Genomic DNA, 22,350 nt, shown 5'->3' with positions numbered 1-22,350 from the left:
AAATTACTATTTTCCATACAATAAATAACTGCCCCAGTGGCATTGTAGACATTTATTTTTTCTGCAGAAGTTTTGATAGAGGTGGATTATCGCCTGGGATTCCAGAGTATTTCTTGAGAGGATTCCTTCTTTTTTAAATATTCGGATCACTTTGTTCTCTTCTGCTTTCATCTGCTCTGCCCATTGTTTTATTCTGAGGTACACAGCTTTCCCTACAGATGCACCGTAACATATTAATATAGGAAAAACAGCATTTAAAAGGAGTATATCCTTAAAAGAATCGCTAAGTTCCTTAACGCTATAAGTGCCTTTCCTTCCAAACGTATAGTGAGAGTTCCAATACGGACTGGCCTTGGCATGAAGCAGGTTTTTTAATGCCGACAGTGATTCTGCTTTTCTGATCTTATCGAGGAGATTGGGCCTCTTATGATATAACTGGGCAAATTGTGAAAGCCTGATCGTTGGAAAATTATGGGGCCTTAGCGAAAAGAATTCAGGATGCTGGCAGGCATCAGCAATCAGATTATATTTTACTTTTAAAAACAAATACTCCCTTTTTAAAGAGGAAAAATATGAACTGTCGCATTTATCCTCTCTCAGCAAACCACTCAGGCCGAAGAGTACACTCTCCAGAGCGAGAGGATCCGGTGTTAATTTTCGAAATACGGAAAATGGAAGTGCACGTTCCAGGCTGAGAAATGCCTGTCCGTTGAGATTAAGACCAAAGCCCTTTAACAACGCCTTAAACAATACGTATTCCCAATCGTTATCCGATTCGTGTAGCCAAAGTTCTATTTGAGAGCATTTCACCTCCAGGCGATGCCAGAACAGCTCTTCCCTCCATGAACTCAGTATATCATCAGGAAGGCCGGAAAGTAATCCTTTACAAGCTAGTTCCTTAGGTGGGTTTCGGACAGTGGAATTCCGAACCCTGTTCAACACTTTTTGCGAAACAAGCTCAGAAAGTGACAAGGTGGGAATCACGGTACCATCCTTTCGGAGGACTTCGGTATCAGCTTCCCAAACAATGTGAAGAATCACCGTATTATAAGCATCGTCTCTGTGATGTCCATGCAAGTACCAGTCTGAAGCCTTTATGTGCAATTCCACATGACCACTCCATTCGCTGTCACCAATTCTTATTTTCGAATGGTGAAAATCGGGGCCCGAAAGCGAATTGGGTTCTCCGGCCGAAACTACATGTATTCTTTCTCCCCTGGTGGTGATAAGAGCATTAATGGGAAAATTCTGAGATTCCCAAATACGGTGCAGAATGATCTCATGCATCCGTAAATGTAAGATCGCAGCCTGCAATCAGAATTCAGAAAAGAAAAGTAGGTAAATCAGGACAAGTCGCCCTCCCATTCGAGGACTCCACCCTGCAGGTTGTAGGCATTGTCAAAACCCAGACTGTTCATGATAGCACAAGCCTGCCCGCTCCTATTCCCGGAACGGCAGTACACATAATAGTTTTTACTTTTGTCGAGTTTCTGCAATTCATCAACAAACGCCTGCCCTGTATAGATATCTATGTGCATCGCATCTTTGATAATTCCCTCTTCAATTTCTTCCGGAGTACGCACATCCAGAATGACTGCATTAGAGTCTTCACTTAACTTCTTGGTCCATTCTTCCTGAGTAAGATCTGCCATGGTTCTATTTTGAATTGCAAAAATAGCAATACTTCCCTATATAGAAAGGATTTGTTGGTTCGACATCCAATCTGTTAGGTCATCGAATAAAACTCCCACATAATTTAACAGATTTTTATCATTCGAATTCTTTTTAAATCAGAAAGATCAAATACATTTGTATATACAATATTTGTAGTTACATGAATGTTGAGGCTATTATAAAAACGAAGAAAGAGATTCCGCTCACGAGCAGAACGCTGATACACCTGATGCTGGTTAATAACAAGGTAGTTGAAACCATTACCAATGCGCTCAAGCCCTTTGGAGTATCATTACAGCAATTCAACGTTCTGAGGATATTAAGAGGTCAGGGTGACAAGCCCGCGAATCTCTCTACCCTCAATGAGCGTATGGTAACTAAAATGAGCAATACAACAAGATTGGTAGACAAACTCCTGCTCAAGGGACTTGTAGACCGCTCCGTTTGTGCGGCCAACCGAAGGAAAGTCGAAATAACGATCACTGAAAAAGGTCTTGCCCTTCTTCTAGAAATGGATGAAGTAATAAAGAAGACCGAGGAATCTCTGGTTTTAGCCCTGAATGAAAAAGAACTAATACAACTCAATTCCCTTTTGGATAAATTTTAAAAATTGCTATGAATTCATATTTAGAAAGTTTGAAATGGCGGTATGCCACAAAGAAATTCGACAACGAAAAAGAAATATCGGCAAGAGATCTCGAACTATTGCTCGAAGCCACTCGTTTGAGTGCCTCCTCCTTTGGACTTCAGCCATATCACGTATTTGTAATCACTGATGCTGAAATAAGAAGCTCTTTACGAGAAGTCTCGTGGGGACAGTCGCAAATCACAGACGCCTCCCATTTATTTGTCTTTGCCAATATCAAAACTTTTGGCCCTGAACTGATTGACAGTTACCTGAAGGAAGTAAGCGATGTTCGTGAAATTCCCGCAGAAGGTTTAAAAGCTTACGGGGAATTTATGAAGTCTAAACTGGTAAACCTGCCTGAAGAGGACAAGCAAAACTGGACCGCCAAGCAAACCTATCTGGCCCTGGGCAATCTGCTTTCGGCTGCAGGGGCAATGCATATTGATGCCTGCCCTCTGGAAGGATTTGAAGCAGAGGCTTACGACCGCATTCTGAACCTGGATAGAAAAGATCTGACAACCTCTGTGGTTGTTGCTCTGGGATATCGTTCAGAACTGGACGAAACCCAGCACCTTAAAAAGGTGCGCAGACCTAAAGAAAGTTTATTTACACATATATAATTATTTAAAAACAGTTCAATTATTAAATTTAAAATCATGAAAAAAACAATTCTTAGTATTACCATGGCTCTTGTATTCGGAGGTTTTGCCTCTGCAGCTACCGAACCGACAAATGTCATCACCAAAACAGTAAAAACCGAAGAGAGTTCGGTAATGTGGAAAGCCTATAAAGTAACAGGGTCGCATACCGGAATCGTTCAGCTTAAAGAAGGACAGTTGTCTTTTGACGGCGATAAACTGGTGGGTGGAAATTTTACTGTAGACATGACCTCTTTAATCTCTACAGATCTGGAAGGCGGATCCAAAGCTAAACTGGAAGGTCACCTGAAATCAGATGATTTTTTCAGTGTTGAGAATCATCCATCCTCAACGCTGGTATTTACCGAAGTGAAAGCGGTTGGAAAAAATTCATATGAAGTTACCGGTGACCTAACCATAAAAGGTATCACCAAGCCGATCACATTTGATGTATCAGTTTACGGAAGCAAAGCCACTGCTACAGCCAAGATTGACAGAGCTGAATACGACGTACGTTACGGATCAGGTAGTTTCTTCGACAACCTCGGAGACAAAACCATCTACGATGAATTTGATCTTGTGGTTGACCTGGAATTCTAAGTAATAAAGATTCTAATTTAAAGTCCCGGGCATCTTTCTGTCCGGGATTTTTTTTAAGGTATCCAGAGAATATCATCTCAAAATTCTATTTTTGGGCATGCTTTTAAAGATGACACCAAAAAAAACAATTTCATCAATTTTTATTTCCCTCATTGGCCTATCGATCCTGAGCAGTTGTAGTTCAGGCTTTGATTATTCAGTAGAACCCATTTTAAATCCTAATAACATTGCTCCGCTGACTGCAGTTTTAAAGATTGAAGCTGAACAGCCGATAAAAGCAAGTGTAAAAGTTCTGGGTGATATTCCATGGGAACAGCAATTTGATGAAGAGTTCACGAATTCTGAAATACCAGTACTAGGTCTGTACCCTGATAAGAACAACCAGGTGGCCGTAAAACTGGAGTATGAAGGAGGAGTGATCCACGACACCCTTGAGATCAAAACGGGCAAACTCCCTACGAGAATTCCCCAAATCGTAATTAACACACTGGATCGCACCAAAATGACTTCCGGGATGCACGGCTGCGATTTCCATTTCGCCAACAGGGGTAAATTCAGTTCTGGGCCATTAATTTTTGATGACCAGGGGGAAGTACGGTGGTATCTCGACTTGAGTTTTGCCGGAAAAATGGTAAGTCCCTTCCAACGCCTCAGGGACGGAACTATATTGATGGTGAGCAGGCATGTGATTTACGAGTTTGACATGCTGGGAAAAATCGTCAGGGAAACTTCCATCAATAATAATTATGGAATGCATCACGATGTGGTTGAACTGCCCGATGGAAATTTACTTATCTGCGTAGGAAAGCGCAATAACTTTATTAAACTCGATGGTAATTACGTTGAATCGGATAGTGATTTTATCATTTTGTTCGATCGAAAAAAATCTAAGATTGTCAGAGAGTGGGACGTCGCAAAAGTATTAGATGTAAGTCGGAAAGACCTCAATTTCTTCAGACCAGGAGATTGGCTGCATATGAATGGCCTGGCATTTGACCCCCGAGATAATTCCATCATCGTCTCTGGAAAGAACCAGGGGCTCTTTAAAATTTCGTGGAATAACCAACTGCAATGGATTCTGGCTCCGACAAAAAGCTGGGGGAAGTCTGGAAGAAATGGCGATGGATTTGAAACCGCTCCTTTCCTACTTACCGCAGTGAATGGCGCAGGAGAACCCTATCCGGAAAATATCCAGCAGGGGATTGACAGTTCGGAGGAATTCGACTTTTCATGGGGGACCCACGCTCCAAAACTCACACCTGACGGTACTTTGCTGGTTTTTGATAATGGAACCTACAGGAATTACAAGCCCGAAGTTCAATATTCACGAGCTGTGGAATACAGCATAGATCAGGAAAATAAGACCGTAGAACAGCTTTGGCAGTATGGGAAGGAAAGGGGCGTTAATTTCTTTTCCACTATTGTAAGTGACGTGGACTACCTAACCGAAACTCAAAATATTCTTGTGACTTCGGGGTATCTTAAGGAAAATGGACGCCTGGCTGCTAAAATTGTGGAAGTAGACCGAAGCAGTGGAAAGGAAGTTTTTGAAGCTACCCTATATTTAAAGAGTTTAAAAGGTAACAGCACCCCTTCATGGGGCCAAACAGACATCCTTTACAGATCGGAGCGGATGCCCTTGAAATATTAAATACATATTAACCAAAAAGAGTTTCCCAAGATTCACTTAAATAGATTTGAATATTTCAAATTCCTTTCTATATTTGAGGCCATGAAAAGAATTACAGTAAATACTTGGTGGTGGAGTAACTTACGTCAGATGTCGTGAGCGAAGCACATTGAAGTACTACTGTACGAAAAGGCTTGTCTGTCACGACAAGCCTTTTTGCATTCTTAAGCATTAGTAAACACAACGAATTTAGCATAATAAAATGCCGTATCAACTTAAGACCCATTACAAGAAAATCCTGGCAGACACCATTACTCCGGTTAGCGTGTATCTCAAGATCCGGGATCAGTTCCCCAACAGCATTCTGCTGGAAAGCAGTGATTACCGGGCAAATGATAACACGTTTTCCTATATCTGTTGCAATCCCATTGCTTCCATTACGGTTGAAGATGAAAAGATCCGTGAGGAATTTCCGGACGGCACACTTAAAGAATCCGAAATTACTGAAACTACCGAGGTAGCTGGTGCTATAGACAACTTTGCCAAACAATTTGAAGTATCGGAGCAGGGTTTCAAATTCATCAACAATGGTTTGTTTGGTTATCTTGCCTACGACGCCGTGAGGTATTTTGAAGACGTTGATATCAAAAAAAAGGGCGACGGGAATCAAATTCCGGATGTTTTTTACGCTGTCTACCAGAACATCATTGCCATCAATCACTTTAAAAACGAAGCTTATATATTTGCCCATTGTTATGAGTGCGAGAGCAATGTGGATGCGATTGAGCAATTACTCAATGCCCGTAATTTTGCTTCCTATACCTTTAGTAAAACAGGGGAAAGGGAAACCAATCTCCAGGATGACAAATTCAAAGAATTTGTTAACCTGGCCAAGGAGCATTGTCATCGGGGCGATGTTTTCCAGCTGGTTCTCTCAAGGCGGTTCTCACAGCAATTTAAGGGGGATGAATTTAATGTCTACAGAGCACTTAGGTCTATCAACCCTTCCCCATACCTGTTCTACTTTGATTACGGTAATTTTAAAATCTTTGGCAGCTCCCCTGAGGCACAGCTTATAGTAAAGGACGGCAAAGCGGAAATCCACCCAATTGCAGGAACCTTCCGGAGAACGGGAAATGATGAGGAGGACGCCATTCTGGCCAAAAAGTTATCAGAAGATGCCAAAGAAAATAGTGAGCATGTCATGCTGGTAGACCTGGCACGAAATGATCTCAGCAGAAACGGTTCTGAGGTCCATGTAGAAAATTACAGGGAAGTTCAGTTTTTTTCACATGTTATTCATCTGGTATCCAAAGTAAGTGCTCAGAAGAAAAAAGATATCCCAACATTAAAAGTAGTCGCGGATACTTTCCCGGCAGGAACCCTTAGTGGTGCTCCCAAGCACAGGGCTATGCAACTGATAGAAGATTACGAACCCACCAACCGCGGCTATTATGGAGGCGCCATAGGATTCATGGATTTCCATGGCAATTTTAACCATGCCATTATGATCAGGACCTTCCTCAGTAAGGATCACACCCTGTATTACCAGGCCGGTGCCGGTTTGGTTGCAGCCTCGGACCCGGAGGATGAATTGCAGGAAACTTATAATAAACTGGGGGCCTTAAATAAGGCACTCGAAATCGCTGAAGATCTCTGATATGACAAAAGTATTGGTAATCGATAACTACGACAGCTTTACCTATAACCTGGTTCATTACCTGGAAGAGTTGAATTGCGAAGTAGTGGTAAAAAGGAATGACAAACTAACCCTGAAGGAAGTAGAGGCTTTTCATAAAATCGTCTTGTCTCCGGGGCCGGGAATTCCGGATGAAGCCGGACTGCTAAAAGAAATTATCGAGACTTATGCCCCAACCAAGAGTATTTTTGGGGTTTGTCTGGGTCAGCAGGCTATCGGTGAAGTGTTTGGGGGAAGACTTATCAATCTCGATAAGGTTTACCACGGGGTAGCCACTGAAATTGAGATCACAAAAGAAGATCCAAATTTTAAAGGTCTTCCTGGAAAAATAGTCGTTGGCAGATACCATTCCTGGGTAGTCGACCCTCAACTTCCTGCCGATCTGATCGCAACATCATTTGACTCCAACGGTCAGTTGATGTCTTTGAGACACAGGAAGTACGATGTGTCTGCGGTTCAGTTTCATCCGGAATCAGTACTGACTCCCGAGGGCAAAAAAATATTAGATAACTGGATACATAGTACGGTATGAAAGAGACTTTAAATCGTTTGATCAACCAGGAAATCCTGAGCAAGGAAGACGCCAGGCAAATCCTGATTAATATGGCGAAGGGAAAATACAATCCTTCCCAGACCGCAGCCTTTCTTACTGTCTATATGATGAGGAGTGTCACCATAGAGGAATTGGAAGGTTTCAGAGACGCCCTCCTGGAACTATGCCTGGCTGTCGATCTGGAAGAATACAATCCTGTTGATCTCTGCGGAACCGGTGGGGACGGCAAGGACACCTTTAATATTTCCACCCTGGCATCTTTTATCACCGCCGGAGCGGGAATAAACGTAACTAAGCACGGTAATTACGGTGTTTCTTCAACATGTGGAAGCAGTAATGTGATGGAGTTTTTGGGGATCCGGTTTAGCAATGAACCCGATTTTTTACGCAGGAGTATTGATTCTGCCGGGATTTGTATTCTCCATGCCCCTCTGTTCCACCCTGCAATGAAGAATGTAGCACCCATACGCCGTGAACTTGCCGTGAAGACCTTTTTTAATATGCTGGGACCCATGGTTAATCCCGCTTTTCCAAAGAATCAGATCGTAGGGGTCTTCAATCTCGAATTAGCCCGGATGTACGGGTATCTTTATCAGAATACAGACAAAAAATATACCATCTTACATGCCCTCGACGGCTATGACGAGATCTCCCTTACCGGACTCACTAAAACTATTTCCAATGCAACCGAAGCCATGCTCTCACCAGAAGATTTTGGTATATCAAAAATTGATAAGGAAGACATCCGGGGAGGGGCAACTATAGAAGACTCAGCTCAGATATTTATCGATATTTTACAGGGAAAAGGGACCGAAGCCCAGAACCATGTGGTATGTGCAAATGCGGGTATTGCCATCGCAACCGTCAAGGGTCTGACTCCAAGTGAGGGATTTGATTCAGCCCGTGAATCCCTGATGAGCGGCGCCGGTTTAAAAGCGTTGAGAACACTTCAAGAACTTAGTAAATAATGGATATCCTTCAACGAATAGTTAAACACAAAAAGCGCGAGGTCGCTTTAAAAAAAGAGCTGGTCCCGGTTCATCAGCTGGAGGCTAGTCGTCTGTTTCAACGCCCTACTCTATCCCTATCGGCTGCTTTGAGAAAAAGTGCATCCGGTGTTATAGCTGAATTCAAAAGAAGATCCCCTTCAAAATCGGTTATCAACCATCAAAGCCCTGTTGACGAGGTAGCTAAAGGTTATGAGCAAGCCGGTATCTGTGGGATGTCTGTACTTACAGATGGACATTTCTTCGGGGGCAGTCTGGACGATTTGCTAATAGCGAGGGCGACCACAAATCTGCCGTTGCTGAGAAAAGATTTTATGATCGATGAATACCAGTTCTTTGAAGCCAGGGCCCACGGCGCCGACGTCATTTTACTGATTGCGGCCATCCTTGATAAAAATACGATCAGGAGATTTACAGATCTGGCACACCAACTGAATTTAGAAGTATTACTGGAAGTCCATGACGAAGCAGAATTAAAACGGTCCCTCCTACCGGATATCGATATGATAGGAGTTAATAACAGGAACTTAAAAACTTTTGAAGTCTCCCTTGAAACCAGCAGAAAACTGGCTCCCGATATTCCCGGCGAGATTGTAAAAGTCTCAGAAAGCGGCCTTGCCAAAATTGAGTCGATTCGTGAACTGAGGGGAATGGGATATCGTGGATTCCTCATCGGGGAAACCTTTATGGTAGCAGAAGATCCAGGGCGGAAGGCTGCCGAATTTATAAAAACACTTGAACTATGAAGATCAAGGTTTGCGGGATGAAATTTGCGGAGAATATAGCAGAGATCACAAATCTGCATCCCGATTATATGGGATTTATCCTATGGGAGAAATCTCCCAGATTTTTTGATGGTGAAATCAGCTCCCTCCCCAAAACCTTGAATAAAGTAGGCGTATTTGTGGATGCCCCTGTGCGCGAAATAGTTGAAAAAGTCCGGGCCATGTCACTGGATTATGTTCAATTGCACGGCGCTGAAACTCCGGAATTTTGTTCCCAGCTGAAACAGGCGCTATCCACAATCAATGAATTGAAAGATTCAGTCCGGAAGAGCGTTGGAATTATCAAGGCTATCGGAGTCGGTGATTCTTTTCCGTTTGAGAAACTGAAGCCCTATGAGGAGGTCGTAGAATACTTTTTATTTGATACAAAGGGTCCGTTACCCGGGGGGAATGGCTATGCGTTTAACTGGGAACTCCTGAATTCCTACACCTTGCAAACCCCATTTTTTCTGAGCGGCGGAATTGGATTAAACGACCTGGAGAAACTTAAGAAGTTCCTCGATAGTCCTCTGGCATCAAAATGTCATGCTGTTGATGTAAACAGTGCCTTTGAAATCGAACCTGGATTAAAGAAAAAAGAAGCCTTAGATGCTTTTACTAAAAAATTAAAGCAATGAAAATGAATACATATCAAGCCGATGAGAAAGGTTATTACGGAGAATTTGGGGGAGCTTTTATTCCCGAAATGCTCTATCCCAATACAGAAGAACTTCGGCAGAATTACCTCAGTATTATGGAAGACCCGGAATTTAAGTCGGAATTCCATCAACTATTAAAAGATTATGTGGGAAGGCCTACTCCGCTCTATTTCGCCAAACGATTATCCGAGAAATATCATACCAAAATCTACCTGAAACGGGAAGATCTTTGTCATACAGGAGCCCATAAGGTAAACAATACCATCGGGCAAATCCTGATGGCCAAAAAGTTAGGAAAGAACCGCATCATCGCAGAAACCGGGGCCGGACAGCACGGTGTTGCTACAGCTACAGTTTGTGCGTTAATGGGAATTCAGTGCATAGTCTATATGGGGGAAATCGACATTGCCCGTCAGGCGCCCAATGTTGCACGAATGAAAATGCTGGGTGCTGAAGTAAGACCTGCACTCTCGGGAAGCAGAACATTAAAAGATGCGACTAATGAAGCTATACGCGACTGGATCAATAATCCTGTTGATACACACTACATCATTGGTTCTGTGGTTGGTCCTCACCCCTACCCCGATATGGTAGCGAGGTTTCAGGCCGTGATCTCTGAAGAAATTAAATGGCAGCTAAAAGAGAAGGAGGGAAAGGAAAATCCGGACTATCTTGTGGCTTGTGTTGGTGGGGGAAGTAACGCCGCAGGCACTTATTACCATTACCTCGATAATGAAGAAGTGGGAATTATAGCCGTGGAAGCCGCAGGAAAAGGTGTGAATTCCGGTGAAAGCGCAGCCACCTCAGCCCTTGGAAAAGTAGGGATTATTCATGGGAGTAAAACGCTTCTTATGCAAACCGCAGACGGGCAAATCACAGAACCTTACTCAATTTCTGCCGGACTTGATTATCCCGGGGTTGGACCCATGCATGCCAATTTGTACAAAACAGGTAGGGCCGAATTTATTGCAATCACCGACGAAGAAGCTATGGAAGCAGGGTTAATGGTCTCCAAACTGGAGGGGATTATCCCCGCTATTGAGACTTCCCATGCCTTCGCCATATTCGATTATAAAAAATTCAAAGAAGATGACATAGTGGTCATCAACTTATCGGGACGTGGGGACAAAGACCTGCAGACCTATATCGACTATTTTAACTTGTAGGGAGTAGACAAATCCGGTTTATCTGATAAAAACATGAACAGAATTCAAGAAAAACTTAAAGCAGACCACAAATTACTGTCGATCTATTTCACAGCCGGTTATCCTGAATTAGAGGACACGGTAACCATTATTGAAAGATTGGAGAAATCCGGGGTTGACATGATTGAGATTGGTTTGCCCTTCAGCGACCCCCTGGCCGACGGACCTACCATTCAGGAGAGTTCAACCGCTGCCCTTAGAAATGGAATGCATACAGAGTTCCTCTTTGAACAACTAAAGGATATTCGAAAAACAGTATCCATACCCCTTATTATCATGGGTTATTTTAATCCTGTTCTTCAGTATGGAGTAAAAGCATTTTGCGAAAAATGTGAGGAGATTGGAATTGACGGACTCATTCTCCCCGACCTTCCCCTGGATGTCTACCAGGAGGAATACGAGGAGGTTTTCAGGGCTCATGGTTTACTCAATATCTTCCTGATCACACCTCAGACAAGTGATGATCGAATCAGAAAAATAGATAATGGTTCGGAAGGATTTATCTATATGGTGAGTTCTGCCAGTACCACCGGGGCCAAGTCCGGTTTTGGTGAGGAGCAAAATGAGTATTTTGATCGCATTGCGGCAATGGAACTAAAAAATCCTCAAATAATCGGGTTTGGAATAAGTAATTCGGCCACTTTTAATCAGGCGACTTCGAAAGCAAAAGGGGCCATCATCGGCTCTGCCTTTATTAAAATGCTGACCGAAAAAGGAACCCAGGGAATCGACTCTTTTATTAAATCCATAAAATCGTAAAATTGGAACTACTTAATAACTGGAAATTGATGCTTTTGCTCTGCCTTACCCTGGGCTTAGCACCCTATTTCCCCGAACCTCATCTCTGGGGCAAACTCAAATGGGTAGGCGGTGGTGCTACCGGAATGGCTTTTATGGACTGGTTCGACCTTCTTCTGCACGGCACCCCATTTTTATTATTGCTTCGGGTAGTCATTATTAAATTAAGAACCCCTAAGCAATAGGAGTTGAGAATTGTTTACATTTAATTTTTTTTATTAGAGCCCTGGTACTATGAAGAAGCTTTTTACATTGATTACGATTATCTGTATTGGGATAATGGCCTATCCCCAGACCGATATTGCTATAAAATCACAGGTAAGACATGCCATTGACGAGTTAGTCCAATTTGTCGCTATCCCTAATGATGCGCTTGAAGAAGCCGACATCAATCGAAACCTCAGCTGGCTTACCACTCGATTTAATGATAGGGGATTTAATACTTCTGTACTTCCCACAGAAGGGAGACCACTTTTTTTTGCGGCCCTCCCAATGGAAGACGACAAACCTACCATACTATTCTACATGCATTTTGACGGGCAATCAGTCGATCCTGCAAAATGGAACCAATCCAATCCCTATAAAGTAGAATTAAAATCCCTGGAAAACGGGGTGTTTACGTCCAGGCCGTTTGATGATTTGCAGGAAGATGTCAATTATGACTGGCGACTCTTTGGCAGGTCTACTTCGGATGACAAAGGACCGATTGTAATGTTACTGAATGCCATTGATTTACTGCAGAAGGATAACAAAGAAATCCCGTTCAATATCAAGGTCATCCTCGATGGGGAGGAAGAAAAAAGCAGTAAGCCATTGCCTAAAGCAGTTAAGGTTTACAAGGATCTTCTGGCCGCCGATTTTCTTATAATTAATGATGGACCTGTGCATCCCTCGGGCAGCCCAACCGTGGTTTACGGTTGCCGTGGTATAACATCCTTGAGTCTTACCACCTACGGGCCTGAATTACCTCAACACAGCGGCCATTACGGAAATTATGCCCCTAACCCGGGATTTCAGCTGGCGCAACTACTGGCAGGGATGAAAGATGCTGATGGAAAAGTGATCATCCCAGGTTTTTACAAGGGGATTGAGATCGATGAGGCTACCATGGCTGTTTTAAAAAGCGTACCCGATGACGATTCAAAGATTAAAGAACATCTGGCCATCAACACCCCCGATAAAGTAGGTGGCTTTTACCAGGAATCGCTGCAATACCCTTCCCTGAATATCCGCGGATTGGGGTCGGGCTGGATTGGAGAAAAAGCCAGGACCATTGTTCCTGCTACTGCTACAGCCGAAATCGATATCCGACTCGTACCGGAGTCTGATGGCACTACTCTTAAAAAGCTGGTTCGTTCTTTTATTAAAGAGCAGGGCTTTTATGTAACCGACTCCATCCCTACCCGGGAAGAGCGCTTAAATTACCCCAGGCTCATAACTGTGAAGGAAGGACCTGTAACTGATGCTTTCAGGACTGATTTGAAGAATAAATACGGTGATTTTTTAGTCCGTAGTCTGGCGAATGCTTTTGATAAGGAAGTGGTTCAAATCAGGATTATGGGAGGTACAGTGCCAATCGCCCCCTTTGTAAATGAATTGCAGATCCCGGCTTTTATCGTTCCCATGGTAAATCCGGATAACAACCAGCACAGTCCGAATGAAAATCTCAGGATTGGGCAACTCGCCTATGGTATTCAGGCATTTTATCAAATTCTGAGCAACACCCTGTAACAATCAGAGGTTTTTGTAGAATTTTGAAGCCGTTAGCAGCGTATATATATTATACCAGAATACTTTTGGGGTAAAATCGTTCTTTGTGGAAATAGTATCTAATGCGTTTCTGGCTTTACTAACCAATTCGGCCTTTTCCCCCAGGTCATACTCTTCCATCGAAATATATCCCATGTCCCAGGATTGAAACTGTCGCTCTGAAGTCCACCCTTTTGATAAAATTTCAAACTGGAAGTGACGCTGGTCTTTTTTTATTTTGGTGTATAACTCTTCAACGATTTCTTTTTCACCCTCCAGGAGTTGTATAAAAAAACCCTGATCGAACACCAGACAACCTGTAATATCATGCTTTTTATTAAAGGCGACAGCCTCATCAACAATCTCCATGATCTGCGAGGTGGTGAGGCCCTCTGCTGCCCTGGAGCGATAGGTTAGCTGGAATATACTTTTATTTATACCATACGAATTCATGACTCTTTTATCAGGCTGAATTTCTACTCGCATTAATATTGCCGTATAAAGACCGAGTTACGATTTTCTCGTAAACATCTCTGTTTGATGCTTCCTGGCTGATCTTATAAAGGGCGTATTGCTGAATGACCAACAATGGTAATACAATATTTTCTCTGATTTTTACAGATTCACGAGAAACTACCTCATTCTCCATAAGGATTTTAAAGTTACTGATTTTAAGTAGCATACGTTTAGAGAGTTCGTACTCTTCATGTAGCAATTCCCAAAACGCTCCGAACTCCGGATCATCTTTCATATATGCGGTAAGTTCAAAATAGGATTTAGACAAAGACATCATACTATTGAGCATCAAAGCTTCAAAAAAAGGCACTTCCTTGTAGAGCTTTTTCAGTTCACTGAGCCTTCCTTGTTCCACAAGGGTATTGAGGGCTGTTCCAATGCCGTAATAGCCCGGAACATTCTGTTTCAGCTGGCTCCAGGAGCCCACAAAAGATATCGCACGTAAATCGGAAAGTTCCAGTTTGGCCTTTTGTCCTCTCTTGCCGGGTCTGCTCCCAATGTTGGCCTTGGTATAATACTTCAGCGTACTTTTATTCTCCAGATAAGGAATAAATTTGGGATGCTGTTTTAAGGCGTCGTACTTCTCATAACTCAACTGGGACAACTCTTCTATGAGTTTCCGCGAGGCCGCATTGATCACATGTTCTTTACCAAAGAGGTTATTAGATAGTCCTGCAGTAAGCAATTGTTCGGAATTATGGATAAACTGCTCTTTTGTCCCGTAGGTACTGGTAATCGTTTGCCCCTGAATTGTAAGCTGAATCTCATTATTGGCGATATCCCGTGTTTGTGCCGCATAGAAGCGATGTGTTTTTCCTCCACCCCTGGCAGGAGGACCGCCCCTGCCATCAAAAAAGATGGCCTTATACCCGTGTTTTGAACATACTTTGGAAAGAGTTTCTTTCGTTTTGAATATAGACCAGTTAGCCTTGAGATAGCCTCCGTCTTTAGTACCATCTGAGAAACCTAGCATCATGGTTTGCTTCTGACCGCGTCTGGTCAGATGACTTTGGTATTCCGGAAGTGAAAACAGCGTATTCATGATCTCCTCAGATCGTTCCATCCCTATCATAGTCTCAAAAAGTGGGACTATGTCAAAGGAAATGTCCTCAGGCGCATAACCACACCAGCGAAACAGGGCATAAACAAAAAGCACCGAATTGACATCTTCAGAATTGCTGATGATATATCGGTTACACCCGTCTTCACCATTTTTTGCTTTGATAGCTTTTAACTGTTTAATATTGCGAATCGTATCTTGATGAATCTCGTCATCGAAATCCTTTTCCTCTAAACGTATCTCCTTATGCAGCAAGATGTCCATGAGTTTTTTATCCGATATTTCAGAAAGAGATTCTTTTACGATTCCCTGCTTTAAAAGAATTTGCTCAATCAATTGATAATGCTTACTGTGGTCCTGCCTGATGTCAAGGGTAGCAAAATGAGTTCTGAAAATACTTACCTTATCCATAAGCTTTTCGAGGTCCTCACTGTATAAACCCTGATACCGACTTTCAAGCATTTCACTGATCTCCTTCAGGGGGGCCATGATCTCATCGAAACTCAGGGCCTTCCCTGCGTCGAACATAGCAACATAGAGCTGGTCCTGCAATTGGTTTAGTGGTTTTTGAAGTCCTTTAAAAGTTAGTTTCTTCCTGAGCCTTTTTAGTTCATTGTAATAACACTTCATCAGGGTAATTCGAAGCTCATCGGCTACACTTTTAGTAATTTCAGCCGTTACAAACGGATTCCCATCGCGATCTCCCCCTGGCCAGAATCCGAGTTTTAAAATATCATAGTTGACGAAATTTTCCTTGTGAACATTGGCTTTTATATAGCTGTAGAGCTCCCCAACCGCATCGTAGTAGATATTCCTCAGGATATAGATAATATTTTTGGCTTCCTCCAGGGGGGTTGGTTTTTTGGCATTGATCAAAGAAGTAAGGCCCAGTTGCTGCAACACCACATCAATGTCGTTGATTTTATCTTCGAGAATCAATTGTCTTAACTCTTCAATAATGTCAAGCACAGCCGGAGTATAGAATTGTGTGGGATGCGCTGTTAGGACGATCCGGGCACTAAAGGACTCCAGTTGTTTCGATATTGCATTCCAGTTCTTCGTCTTGTCGACCATCTGGAAGTAGTCCCTGATAGATCTCGAAGTGCTGTATTCGTGTAATTTGGGAAAAGCAGCATCCTCTACACTATCGTACAATACAACTTGTCGTTCCACGTATTGTATGATCCTGAACATAAAGTCGATTTTATCCTTTTCGCTGGAAATCTCGGCATAATTTTCAAAAAAATGATCGAGTATTTCCTGCGGCTTCAGGCCTGCTTGCAGTCCTTTTTCACATTGGTAGAAAAGAAGGGGGATCATTACCCCGATATTCTCAATATTCCGGTAAGGGAGGTTGAGAAACAAGCTGTTGTATACATAGAACTTGTTGGTGACCAGTTTTTTAAATTCTTCCAGGCGTTTGCTTTGTGGCATATGATTAGCTGTACTAGTTTGGTTGAACCGATAATTTAATCGGATTTAGCGCGGTAAATATCATCAATAATCCGATTCTAATCTGTTTTGGAGAACCGAAATAACAAAATAAGGCATACTGACAACAAAACCAACAGCCTTCACAACAATGATTATCCCTTTCCCATCCCCGGTCCTATATTGCAGATGTAATTATTGATAACAATTTTTCATTTTCACATAGTGTTCTCGTTAAAGGGTCCTGTTTTAAAGCAGGGCTCTTTTTTTTTGTTCAGAAAAAGGATTTGTACTGCATCACTCTGAAGTCGAATGTATTAAAATCAGGACGAGTCGCTTTGATTGCCTTATAAGCCTCCATGCTGCCTACTGCGCGATTCGCTGCCCCCGACGGTGCTGTGAGTGAAACCGTACGAATGGTCCTCCGGGGAAGGTCGAGCTGAAACTCGTGAATCCGGGGAACTTCGGTCACAACAGCTTTTAAGCGTAATCCCTGCTCTTTAATTTGTTTTCTGAATAGGTATTCAGGGCCGTTGACACTATTTCCCCCTGTAAATATCAGAGTGTTAATATTGGGGTATTCCCTGAGGTAACCAACAATATCACGAAGTTCAATGTCCTTCATCCCCAGATCTGAAGCATCCACTTTTTGTCGTCGTGCACTGGCTACAATATCACATATGGCAATTCCCCTCTCAAGCAAAAACTGCTTGCGTTCTTCAATTGCTTTTTCAGAGGTTTCATAACTGAGGTTGAGATCGAAAATAGTGTCCAGAATACGCCAAAGTTGCCCGTCTCGGCTGCCGTAGCAGAAATTTACGTCTCCGGGTTTCAACGCTCCCTGAGTAAAACGTGGCGGAGGTAATGTGCCGACAATCATCTTAGTGGCTCGATGAAAAAGGAAGGGCGGATATGGATGAGTATGCAGGAACAAAGAATCTGGAACTTGGGGAACAAGGTACTATTTCTCGCCGACTAGTTCAAATACAGCTCCCCTTGCAACTTGTTGCTTTGAGAAACAATAATTAACTTATAGAAATTTTTAAAAAATGGGTAAAGGAGACAAGAGCAGTAAACGCGGTAAAATAGCTAATAAATCCTACGGCGTAAGACGACGCAGAAAAATAAAGAAAAGACCTACAGTTGAGGAAAAAATCAATACAAAAAGTAAAACTTAATCGATTACAAATTCTAGGATAACCTCGCCCTCTTCTGTGAGGTTGAGGTCATATGTATAAAGGCCAAGGGGTAACTCTTCTTCTCCTACAAAGTCGATTGGTTGCAGCACAAAAGACTCTTCTCCTGAAGTTATCCTGATATAGGCATAACGGTATGCCATTTCAAATTCCTGATATTCCGAATACGAATCAGGAGACAGATTTTCAAATATATGTTCTTCATCTGCTACGACAACCTCGTCGAATGCAAGGGAACTCGAGTTCTTTATCCTGATATTCACCGCAGACAAATCGTCATCCCTGTCTGTACAGCCCAGGTTAACAACAGCCATTGTGACAAAAAGAAAGAGTACCTTTTTCATATAGAGAATTTAAAGGAGGTTACAAGAAATAAAACGTAAACTTCTGCGAAATATTACCGAATAAAGACCGGCTGATCCTCTTTTAGGGTATGTTCCCTGCTAAACTGGTATCCGTCTTCCGCAAATCCCCTTATGTCTTCAATTGATTCTGCACCCGAATCTATCAGATACCTTACCATGGAACCCCTGGCCTTTTTGGCAAAAAAGCTCAGCACTTTAAGCTTGTCATTTTTCCAGTCTTTAAAAACGGGGGTAATGATCTTCGCCTTGAGCTTTTTGGAATCCAGGACAGAAAAATATTCATTACTCGCCAGGTTCACCAGCATTTCGCCATCCTCCATCTCATCATTCAGGGCATTGGTAAGGGTAGGTTTCCAGAATTCATAAAGATTCTTTTTCCTGCCAATTTTCAGGGATGTTCCCATTTCAAGACGATAGGGCTGAATAAGGTCTAGTGGTTTTAAAATTCCATACAAACCGGAAAGGATGCGCAATTTTTCCTGAACATCGGCTAATTTATCCTCTGCAATTGTATATGAATCAAGGCCCGTATAAACATCACCGTCAAAGGCGTACATAGCTTGTCGGGCATTATCTGGCGTAAAAGGCAGGCTAAAATTCTGGTTGCGTTCCCAATTGAGTTCTGCCAGGGATGCTGAAATATCCATCAACTTCATCAGCGACCTGGGCTTCTTTTTAACCATAACTTTCTGAATCCTTTCCGTCTCTTTCAGGAAGGATGGAATGCTGTGCTGTTCTACAGGCACTTTTGTTTCAAAATCAAGAGACTTTGCCGGGGATATAACAATTTTCATATAGGTGCAATTTCAGACGAAAATATAAAGGAAAATTAAAATTGTACAAAGCCTTACCAAATTGTTTCTGATAGAGATATTGAAAGGACTTATACTATCGACTATGTTGGGAATAATGTCTCCATTTATCAATACAGGCAGCCATATCTTCTGGAATATCTGTATCGAATTTCATTTTTTTTCCCGTTTTTGGATGGATAAAGCCAAGCGTTTTTGCATGAAGGGCCTGTCTGGGTAGAATTTTGAAACAATTTTCAACAAATTGCTTGTACTTGGTGAAAGTTGTGCCTTTTAAAATCTTATCGCCCCCGTATCGCTCATCGTTAAAAAGGGTATGACCAATATATTTCATATGCACCCTGATCTGGTGGGTTCGGCCGGTTTCAAGTTCGCAGGAGACCAGGGTTACATAACCAAGTCGTTCCAAAACCTTAAAATGAGTAATCGCTTCCTTCCCCTGCTCCCCTTCAGGAAATACCTGCATCTGTAATCTGTTTTTTGGATTCCGGGCGATATTCCCTTCTACGGTACCTTCATCCTCTTCAATGCTTCCCCATACCAGGGCAACGTATTGTCTTTCACTCGATTTCTCAAAAAACTGTCTTGCCAGATTGGTCATTGCTTCACTGGTTTTCGCAATTACCAGGAGTCCTGAAGTATCCTTATCTATACGATGAACAAGTCCGGGGCGTCCACTTGAATTTTCCGGAAGATCACTTATGTGATAGGCCAAAGCATTTAATAGCGTCCCCGAATAATTTCCGTGTCCCGGATGAACAACCATGCCCGCAGCTTTGTTTACCACCAATAGGGAGTCGTCCTCATATACTATATCCAAAGGAATGTTCTCAGGTGTAAGAAGGAATTCATAAGGGGGATGTTCAAAGAGCACCCGTACTTCATCTTCAGCCTTTACCTTGTAATTCTGTTTTACCACCTTGTTGTTTACCCAGATATTCCCACCTTTGGCCGCTTGCTGAATCTTATTTCTGGTAGCATTTTCAATAAAGTTCATCAGAAACTTATCAACCCTGAGGGGTTCCTGACCCTTTCCGGCAATAAAACGGTGGTGTTCAAAAAGATCGTCTTCTCCGGGGTCCTGGGCGGCTTTGCTTTCCATAAATTTATTGGGCTTCTGATCTGATCCTGGCCTGACTCGGTATCCTGCCATTCCCGCAGATGAGCTCGATCTTTGAAGTTTTTGGTAGTTTGTCGCCGGGCTGAATATTCTTCCCCTTATACCTGGCGTAATAGACCATGTCTTTTCCCAATTCATCAATATAGGTGACGCGTTCAATGTCGAGACCCACTGCCCTGAGCATGGAGGCTGCATTGCGTTGTGTAACCTGGACTATATTAGGGACAGTGACTTTTTTGTAGCCAGAGGGGTTTATGGTAACGTAAATTTTTCGGTTCTCCTTAACCATGTTTCCCGCAGGCGGATTCTGTTCAATAACTGAAAAACGGGGGTAATCAGGATCGTAGTTGGCTGAATCAAGAACCTCATATCTCAGATTGGACTCCTCAATGGCCTCCCGCATCTCCATCACCGACATTTTTGAAACATTGGGAACCTCTACGAGTTCTCCGTGCTGAGTTGACGATTTTAACCATTCGAGCGCCAGCCAGGAGATTAAAAATCCGGCCAGGAGGGCCAGGCCCAGGTTAATCAGAAATGTCTTGCTGCGAAGAAAATCAATAAAATTCCTCATAAAGTTTAGCTTAACGCCTGGCAAAGATAGGAAACCGAATGCTTTTTTCTTTACTTTGAATGAGTTATAACGGCTCATTATATCATTCAAATGTTATCACCTCAGTACTTATGAAATTGAATATTGCCATAATCATGGGCGGCTATTCCAGTGAGCACCAGATTTCTCTACTAAGCGGGCAAAATGTCTTTAATCACCTCAGCAGGGAACGATATAATCCATACCGGGTTGTGATATCTACGAATAAATGGGTATGCCTGGACGATTCGGATAAGGAATACCCGGTAAACCGGGCCGACTTCTCAGTTGAGATAGAAGGGAAAAAGATCTCCTTCCACTGCGTTTTTAATGCCATACACGGTTCGCCGGGCGAAGACGGATTAATGCAGGCCTATTTCAGATTGCTCAGCCTGCCGCAGACATCATGCGGATATTATCAGGCTGCACTTACCTTTAACAAAAGAGATCTTTTGAGTGTTTTAAAAGCTTACGGTATTAAAATGGCTACTTCCTATTACCTGAACCAGGGGGACAAAATAAACGAAGAGGAAATTCTAAAAAAGGTAGGGCTTCCCTGTTTTGTAAAAGCGAACAGAGCAGGAAGTAGTTTCGGGATCACCAAAGTCCACAAGCCCGAAGAGTTGAGCAAAGGGATTGAACACGCCTTCAGGGAAGATCCGGAGATAATCATAGAATCCTGTCTTGTAGGAACAGAAGTTTCTGTAGGCGTCATTACGTACAAGGGTGAAACAAAGGTACTGCCCATCACCGAAATTGTGAGTGAAAATGACTTTTTTGATTATGAGGCCAAATACCAGGGAAAATCGCAGGAAATCACACCGGCGAGAATTTCTGAAAAAGAGAGTGAAGAAGTGAGAGGGGTTGCCCAAATGATCTATAACACCCTGGGGATGAAAGGATATACAAGAAGTGAATTTATATTGATAGACGGAGTTCCTCATATGCTGGAGATGAATACAACTCCCGGACTCACAGAGCAAAGTATTTTACCACAGCAGGCCCTTGCGGCAGGTATTTCTTTGTCTGAACTCTTCGAAAGTGCCGTGGAGGAGGCTTTACATGAAAATTAAGTACCTTTATCCCTACATAGAAGTCGGTACATGAAACGCGCTATTTTCCCGGGATCTTTTGACCCCATCACTTTAGGACATTACGACATCATTGAACGAGGTATACATCTCTTTGATGAGATCATCATAGCCATTGGAACCAATGCTGAAAAGACCTATATGTTTGATGAGGATCAACGCAAATCTTTTATTGAAAAAGCATTTAAAAACCAGGATCAGATCAAGGTTGATACCTATGAGGGGTTAACTATCGACTATTGTAAAAAAGTAAACGCAAATTTTATTCTTCGCGGTCTCAGAAATCCGGCCGACTTTGAATTTGAGAAGGCCATTGCACATACAAACAGAAAACTTTCTGGTATTGAAACGGTCTTCCTTCTTACATCCTCAGGGAAATCTTACATCAGCTCTTCCATAGTTCGCGATGTCATTAGAAACGGAGGTGACTACACCTCCCTTGTTCCTGATACGGTGAGGTTTAAGTGATTTATTTCCGGTAGATAAGGAAATAGCAGTGACTTTACCGAAAGGATTCAACATCTGAGATCATTCCCTTATAATACAATATTGTAGGTTTTTTC

25 protein-coding genes are annotated in these 22,350 nt (G+C 42.6%); 16 read left to right on the top strand and 9 right to left on the bottom strand.

The window, feature by feature from the left end; translation table 11 throughout:
* Nucleotides 1-6 precede the first annotated feature (6 nt).
* Together AB8P51_RS02605 and AB8P51_RS02600 are read right to left on the bottom strand one after the other, a co-directional pair.
* Nucleotides 7-1,287 carry a DUF2851 family protein gene (locus AB8P51_RS02605; protein WP_369747213.1) on the bottom strand — a complete coding sequence of 427 codons (1,281 nt, stop codon included), beginning with the start codon at nucleotides 1,285-1,287 and terminating at the stop codon, nucleotides 7-9.
* Between the two features lie 56 nt (nucleotides 1,288-1,343).
* Nucleotides 1,344-1,652: a rhodanese-like domain-containing protein gene (locus tag AB8P51_RS02600; protein ID WP_369747212.1), complete on the bottom strand. Its 309-nt coding sequence runs from the start codon at nucleotides 1,650-1,652 to the stop codon at nucleotides 1,344-1,346.
* 182 nt (nucleotides 1,653-1,834) lie between these two features.
* Between AB8P51_RS02600 and AB8P51_RS02595 the strand changes: the two genes are divergently transcribed.
* From AB8P51_RS02595 to AB8P51_RS02535, 13 genes are all read left to right on the top strand, one after another.
* Complete coding sequence (locus AB8P51_RS02595) at nucleotides 1,835-2,281, top strand: MarR family winged helix-turn-helix transcriptional regulator (RefSeq protein ID WP_369747211.1); 447 nt, start codon at nucleotides 1,835-1,837, stop codon at nucleotides 2,279-2,281.
* 8 nt (nucleotides 2,282-2,289) lie between these two features.
* Entirely contained in the window at nucleotides 2,290-2,922 is a 633-nt protein-coding gene (locus AB8P51_RS02590) for an NAD(P)H-dependent oxidoreductase (RefSeq protein ID WP_369747210.1), read from the top strand.
* Nucleotides 2,923-2,958: 36 nt separating this feature from the next.
* Nucleotides 2,959-3,540: a YceI family protein gene (locus tag AB8P51_RS02585; protein ID WP_369747209.1), complete on the top strand. Its 582-nt coding sequence runs from the start codon at nucleotides 2,959-2,961 to the stop codon at nucleotides 3,538-3,540.
* Nucleotides 3,541-3,649: 109 nt separating this feature from the next.
* Nucleotides 3,650-5,191, top strand: coding sequence for an aryl-sulfate sulfotransferase (locus AB8P51_RS02580; RefSeq protein WP_369747208.1), 1,542 nt, complete (start codon nucleotides 3,650-3,652; stop codon nucleotides 5,189-5,191).
* Between the two features lie 241 nt (nucleotides 5,192-5,432).
* A complete protein-coding gene (locus AB8P51_RS02575; protein WP_369747207.1) occupies nucleotides 5,433-6,830 on the top strand; it encodes an anthranilate synthase component I family protein in 1,398 nt (465 codons plus the stop codon).
* Between the two features lies 1 nt (nucleotide 6,831).
* On the top strand, nucleotides 6,832-7,401 hold the full coding sequence (locus AB8P51_RS02570) for an aminodeoxychorismate/anthranilate synthase component II (RefSeq protein ID WP_369747206.1): 570 nt from the start codon (nucleotides 6,832-6,834) through the stop codon (nucleotides 7,399-7,401).
* Nucleotides 7,398-8,390, top strand: a complete 993-nt coding sequence (gene trpD / locus AB8P51_RS02565; protein WP_369747204.1) for an anthranilate phosphoribosyltransferase — start codon at nucleotides 7,398-7,400, stop codon at nucleotides 8,388-8,390. The genes AB8P51_RS02570 and trpD overlap by 4 nt, the downstream gene beginning before the upstream one ends.
* Nucleotides 8,390-9,175, top strand: coding sequence for an indole-3-glycerol phosphate synthase TrpC (gene trpC / locus AB8P51_RS02560; RefSeq protein WP_369747203.1), 786 nt, complete (start codon nucleotides 8,390-8,392; stop codon nucleotides 9,173-9,175). The genes trpD and trpC overlap by 1 nt, the downstream gene beginning before the upstream one ends.
* On the top strand, nucleotides 9,172-9,831 hold the full coding sequence (locus AB8P51_RS02555; protein WP_369747202.1) for a phosphoribosylanthranilate isomerase: 660 nt from the start codon (nucleotides 9,172-9,174) through the stop codon (nucleotides 9,829-9,831). Before trpC ends, AB8P51_RS02555 begins: the two co-directional genes overlap by 4 nt.
* 2 nt (nucleotides 9,832-9,833) lie before the next feature.
* On the top strand, nucleotides 9,834-11,018 hold the full coding sequence (trpB, locus tag AB8P51_RS02550; protein ID WP_369747201.1) for a tryptophan synthase subunit beta: 1,185 nt from the start codon (nucleotides 9,834-9,836) through the stop codon (nucleotides 11,016-11,018).
* 33 nt (nucleotides 11,019-11,051) lie between these two features.
* Nucleotides 11,052-11,816, top strand: coding sequence for a tryptophan synthase subunit alpha (trpA, locus tag AB8P51_RS02545; protein WP_369747200.1), 765 nt, complete (start codon nucleotides 11,052-11,054; stop codon nucleotides 11,814-11,816).
* A 2-nt stretch (nucleotides 11,817-11,818) separates the two neighbouring features.
* On the top strand, nucleotides 11,819-12,040 hold the full coding sequence (locus AB8P51_RS02540; RefSeq protein WP_369747199.1) for a hypothetical protein: 222 nt from the start codon (nucleotides 11,819-11,821) through the stop codon (nucleotides 12,038-12,040).
* A 49-nt stretch (nucleotides 12,041-12,089) separates the two neighbouring features.
* Nucleotides 12,090-13,586 (top strand): M20/M25/M40 family metallo-hydrolase, encoded by a 1,497-nt coding sequence (locus tag AB8P51_RS02535; RefSeq protein WP_369747198.1) that lies wholly within the window; start codon nucleotides 12,090-12,092, stop codon nucleotides 13,584-13,586.
* Between the two features lie 3 nt (nucleotides 13,587-13,589).
* Here AB8P51_RS02535 and AB8P51_RS02530 read toward each other — a convergent pair whose 3' ends face one another.
* The 3 genes from AB8P51_RS02530 to AB8P51_RS02520 all read right to left on the bottom strand — a co-directional run bounded on the left by AB8P51_RS02530 (nucleotide 13,590) and on the right by AB8P51_RS02520 (nucleotide 17,491).
* A complete protein-coding gene (locus AB8P51_RS02530; RefSeq protein WP_369747197.1) occupies nucleotides 13,590-14,090 on the bottom strand; it encodes a BLUF domain-containing protein in 501 nt (166 codons plus the stop codon).
* Nucleotides 14,068-16,614 carry a phosphoenolpyruvate carboxylase gene (locus AB8P51_RS02525; protein WP_369747196.1) on the bottom strand — a complete coding sequence of 849 codons (2,547 nt, stop codon included), beginning with the start codon at nucleotides 16,612-16,614 and terminating at the stop codon, nucleotides 14,068-14,070. The genes AB8P51_RS02530 and AB8P51_RS02525 overlap by 23 nt, the downstream gene beginning before the upstream one ends.
* Before the next feature lie 271 nt (nucleotides 16,615-16,885).
* Nucleotides 16,886-17,491, bottom strand: coding sequence for a uracil-DNA glycosylase family protein (locus AB8P51_RS02520; protein ID WP_369747195.1), 606 nt, complete (start codon nucleotides 17,489-17,491; stop codon nucleotides 16,886-16,888).
* Between the two features lie 169 nt (nucleotides 17,492-17,660).
* Here AB8P51_RS02520 and AB8P51_RS02515 point away from each other — a divergent pair, with 169 nt between their 5' ends.
* Nucleotides 17,661-17,789 (top strand): 30S ribosomal protein THX, encoded by a 129-nt coding sequence (locus AB8P51_RS02515; RefSeq protein ID WP_369747194.1) that lies wholly within the window; start codon nucleotides 17,661-17,663, stop codon nucleotides 17,787-17,789.
* Here the strand turns inward: AB8P51_RS02515 and AB8P51_RS02510 are convergent.
* From AB8P51_RS02510 to AB8P51_RS02495, 4 genes are all read right to left on the bottom strand, one after another.
* Nucleotides 17,786-18,151 carry a hypothetical protein gene (locus AB8P51_RS02510; RefSeq protein WP_369747193.1) on the bottom strand — a complete coding sequence of 122 codons (366 nt, stop codon included), beginning with the start codon at nucleotides 18,149-18,151 and terminating at the stop codon, nucleotides 17,786-17,788. The genes AB8P51_RS02515 and AB8P51_RS02510 overlap by 4 nt on opposite strands.
* 53 nt (nucleotides 18,152-18,204) lie before the next feature.
* Nucleotides 18,205-18,966, bottom strand: a complete 762-nt coding sequence (yaaA, locus tag AB8P51_RS02505; protein ID WP_369747192.1) for a peroxide stress protein YaaA — start codon at nucleotides 18,964-18,966, stop codon at nucleotides 18,205-18,207.
* Between the two features lie 94 nt (nucleotides 18,967-19,060).
* Nucleotides 19,061-20,086 (bottom strand): RluA family pseudouridine synthase, encoded by a 1,026-nt coding sequence (locus tag AB8P51_RS02500; protein ID WP_369747191.1) that lies wholly within the window; start codon nucleotides 20,084-20,086, stop codon nucleotides 19,061-19,063.
* A gap of 4 nt (nucleotides 20,087-20,090) precedes the next feature.
* The gene (locus AB8P51_RS02495) at nucleotides 20,091-20,678 is read right to left on the bottom strand and encodes a PASTA domain-containing protein (protein ID WP_369747190.1); all 588 of its coding nucleotides are present in this window, start codon (nucleotides 20,676-20,678) and stop codon (nucleotides 20,091-20,093) included.
* Nucleotides 20,679-20,788: 110 nt separating this feature from the next.
* Here AB8P51_RS02495 and AB8P51_RS02490 point away from each other — a divergent pair, with 110 nt between their 5' ends.
* Together AB8P51_RS02490 and coaD are read left to right on the top strand one after the other, a co-directional pair.
* The gene (locus AB8P51_RS02490; protein ID WP_369747189.1) at nucleotides 20,789-21,769 is read left to right on the top strand and encodes a D-alanine--D-alanine ligase; all 981 of its coding nucleotides are present in this window, start codon (nucleotides 20,789-20,791) and stop codon (nucleotides 21,767-21,769) included.
* A gap of 30 nt (nucleotides 21,770-21,799) precedes the next feature.
* Nucleotides 21,800-22,255, top strand: a complete 456-nt coding sequence (coaD, locus tag AB8P51_RS02485; protein WP_369747188.1) for a pantetheine-phosphate adenylyltransferase — start codon at nucleotides 21,800-21,802, stop codon at nucleotides 22,253-22,255.
* Nucleotides 22,256-22,350 lie beyond the last annotated feature (95 nt).

This window comes from Muriicola sp. SD30 (assembly GCF_041205185.1).
In the GTDB taxonomy this organism is placed as follows: domain Bacteria; phylum Bacteroidota; class Bacteroidia; order Flavobacteriales; family Flavobacteriaceae; genus Muriicola.
This window is presented reverse-complemented; position numbering and strand designations above follow the sequence as displayed.

Excerpts from the sequence above, each read along its gene's own strand:
- AB8P51_RS02575 (WP_369747207.1), top strand. The coding sequence starts at position 5,433 with ATGCCGTATCAACTTAAGACCCATTACAAGAAAATCCTGGCAGACACC.
- AB8P51_RS02495 (WP_369747190.1), bottom strand. The coding sequence starts at position 20,678 with ATGAGGAATTTTATTGATTTTCTTCGCAGCAAGACATTTCTGATTAAC.
- AB8P51_RS02600 (WP_369747212.1), bottom strand. The coding sequence starts at position 1,652 with ATGGCAGATCTTACTCAGGAAGAATGGACCAAGAAGTTAAGTGAAGAC.
- trpB (WP_369747201.1), top strand. The coding sequence starts at position 9,834 with ATGAATACATATCAAGCCGATGAGAAAGGTTATTACGGAGAATTTGGG.
- AB8P51_RS02510 (WP_369747193.1), bottom strand. The coding sequence starts at position 18,151 with ATGAAAAAGGTACTCTTTCTTTTTGTCACAATGGCTGTTGTTAACCTG.
- coaD (WP_369747188.1), top strand. The coding sequence starts at position 21,800 with ATGAAACGCGCTATTTTCCCGGGATCTTTTGACCCCATCACTTTAGGA.
- AB8P51_RS02525 (WP_369747196.1), bottom strand. The coding sequence starts at position 16,614 with ATGCCACAAAGCAAACGCCTGGAAGAATTTAAAAAACTGGTCACCAAC.
- trpA (WP_369747200.1), top strand. The coding sequence starts at position 11,052 with ATGAACAGAATTCAAGAAAAACTTAAAGCAGACCACAAATTACTGTCG.
- AB8P51_RS02605 (WP_369747213.1), bottom strand. The coding sequence starts at position 1,287 with ATGCATGAGATCATTCTGCACCGTATTTGGGAATCTCAGAATTTTCCC.
- AB8P51_RS02500 (WP_369747191.1), bottom strand. The coding sequence starts at position 20,086 with ATGGAAAGCAAAGCCGCCCAGGACCCCGGAGAAGACGATCTTTTTGAA.
- trpD (WP_369747204.1), top strand. The coding sequence starts at position 7,398 with ATGAAAGAGACTTTAAATCGTTTGATCAACCAGGAAATCCTGAGCAAG.
- AB8P51_RS02515 (WP_369747194.1), top strand. The coding sequence starts at position 17,661 with ATGGGTAAAGGAGACAAGAGCAGTAAACGCGGTAAAATAGCTAATAAA.
- AB8P51_RS02585 (WP_369747209.1), top strand. The coding sequence starts at position 2,959 with ATGAAAAAAACAATTCTTAGTATTACCATGGCTCTTGTATTCGGAGGT.
- trpC (WP_369747203.1), top strand. The coding sequence starts at position 8,390 with ATGGATATCCTTCAACGAATAGTTAAACACAAAAAGCGCGAGGTCGCT.
- AB8P51_RS02555 (WP_369747202.1), top strand. The coding sequence starts at position 9,172 with ATGAAGATCAAGGTTTGCGGGATGAAATTTGCGGAGAATATAGCAGAG.
- AB8P51_RS02530 (WP_369747197.1), bottom strand. The coding sequence starts at position 14,090 with ATGCGAGTAGAAATTCAGCCTGATAAAAGAGTCATGAATTCGTATGGT.
- AB8P51_RS02490 (WP_369747189.1), top strand. The coding sequence starts at position 20,789 with ATGAAATTGAATATTGCCATAATCATGGGCGGCTATTCCAGTGAGCAC.
- AB8P51_RS02595 (WP_369747211.1), top strand. The coding sequence starts at position 1,835 with ATGAATGTTGAGGCTATTATAAAAACGAAGAAAGAGATTCCGCTCACG.
- AB8P51_RS02535 (WP_369747198.1), top strand. The coding sequence starts at position 12,090 with ATGAAGAAGCTTTTTACATTGATTACGATTATCTGTATTGGGATAATG.
- yaaA (WP_369747192.1), bottom strand. The coding sequence starts at position 18,966 with ATGAAAATTGTTATATCCCCGGCAAAGTCTCTTGATTTTGAAACAAAA.
- AB8P51_RS02580 (WP_369747208.1), top strand. The coding sequence starts at position 3,650 with ATGACACCAAAAAAAACAATTTCATCAATTTTTATTTCCCTCATTGGC.
- AB8P51_RS02570 (WP_369747206.1), top strand. The coding sequence starts at position 6,832 with ATGACAAAAGTATTGGTAATCGATAACTACGACAGCTTTACCTATAAC.
- AB8P51_RS02520 (WP_369747195.1), bottom strand. The coding sequence starts at position 17,491 with ATGATTGTCGGCACATTACCTCCGCCACGTTTTACTCAGGGAGCGTTG.
- AB8P51_RS02590 (WP_369747210.1), top strand. The coding sequence starts at position 2,290 with ATGAATTCATATTTAGAAAGTTTGAAATGGCGGTATGCCACAAAGAAA.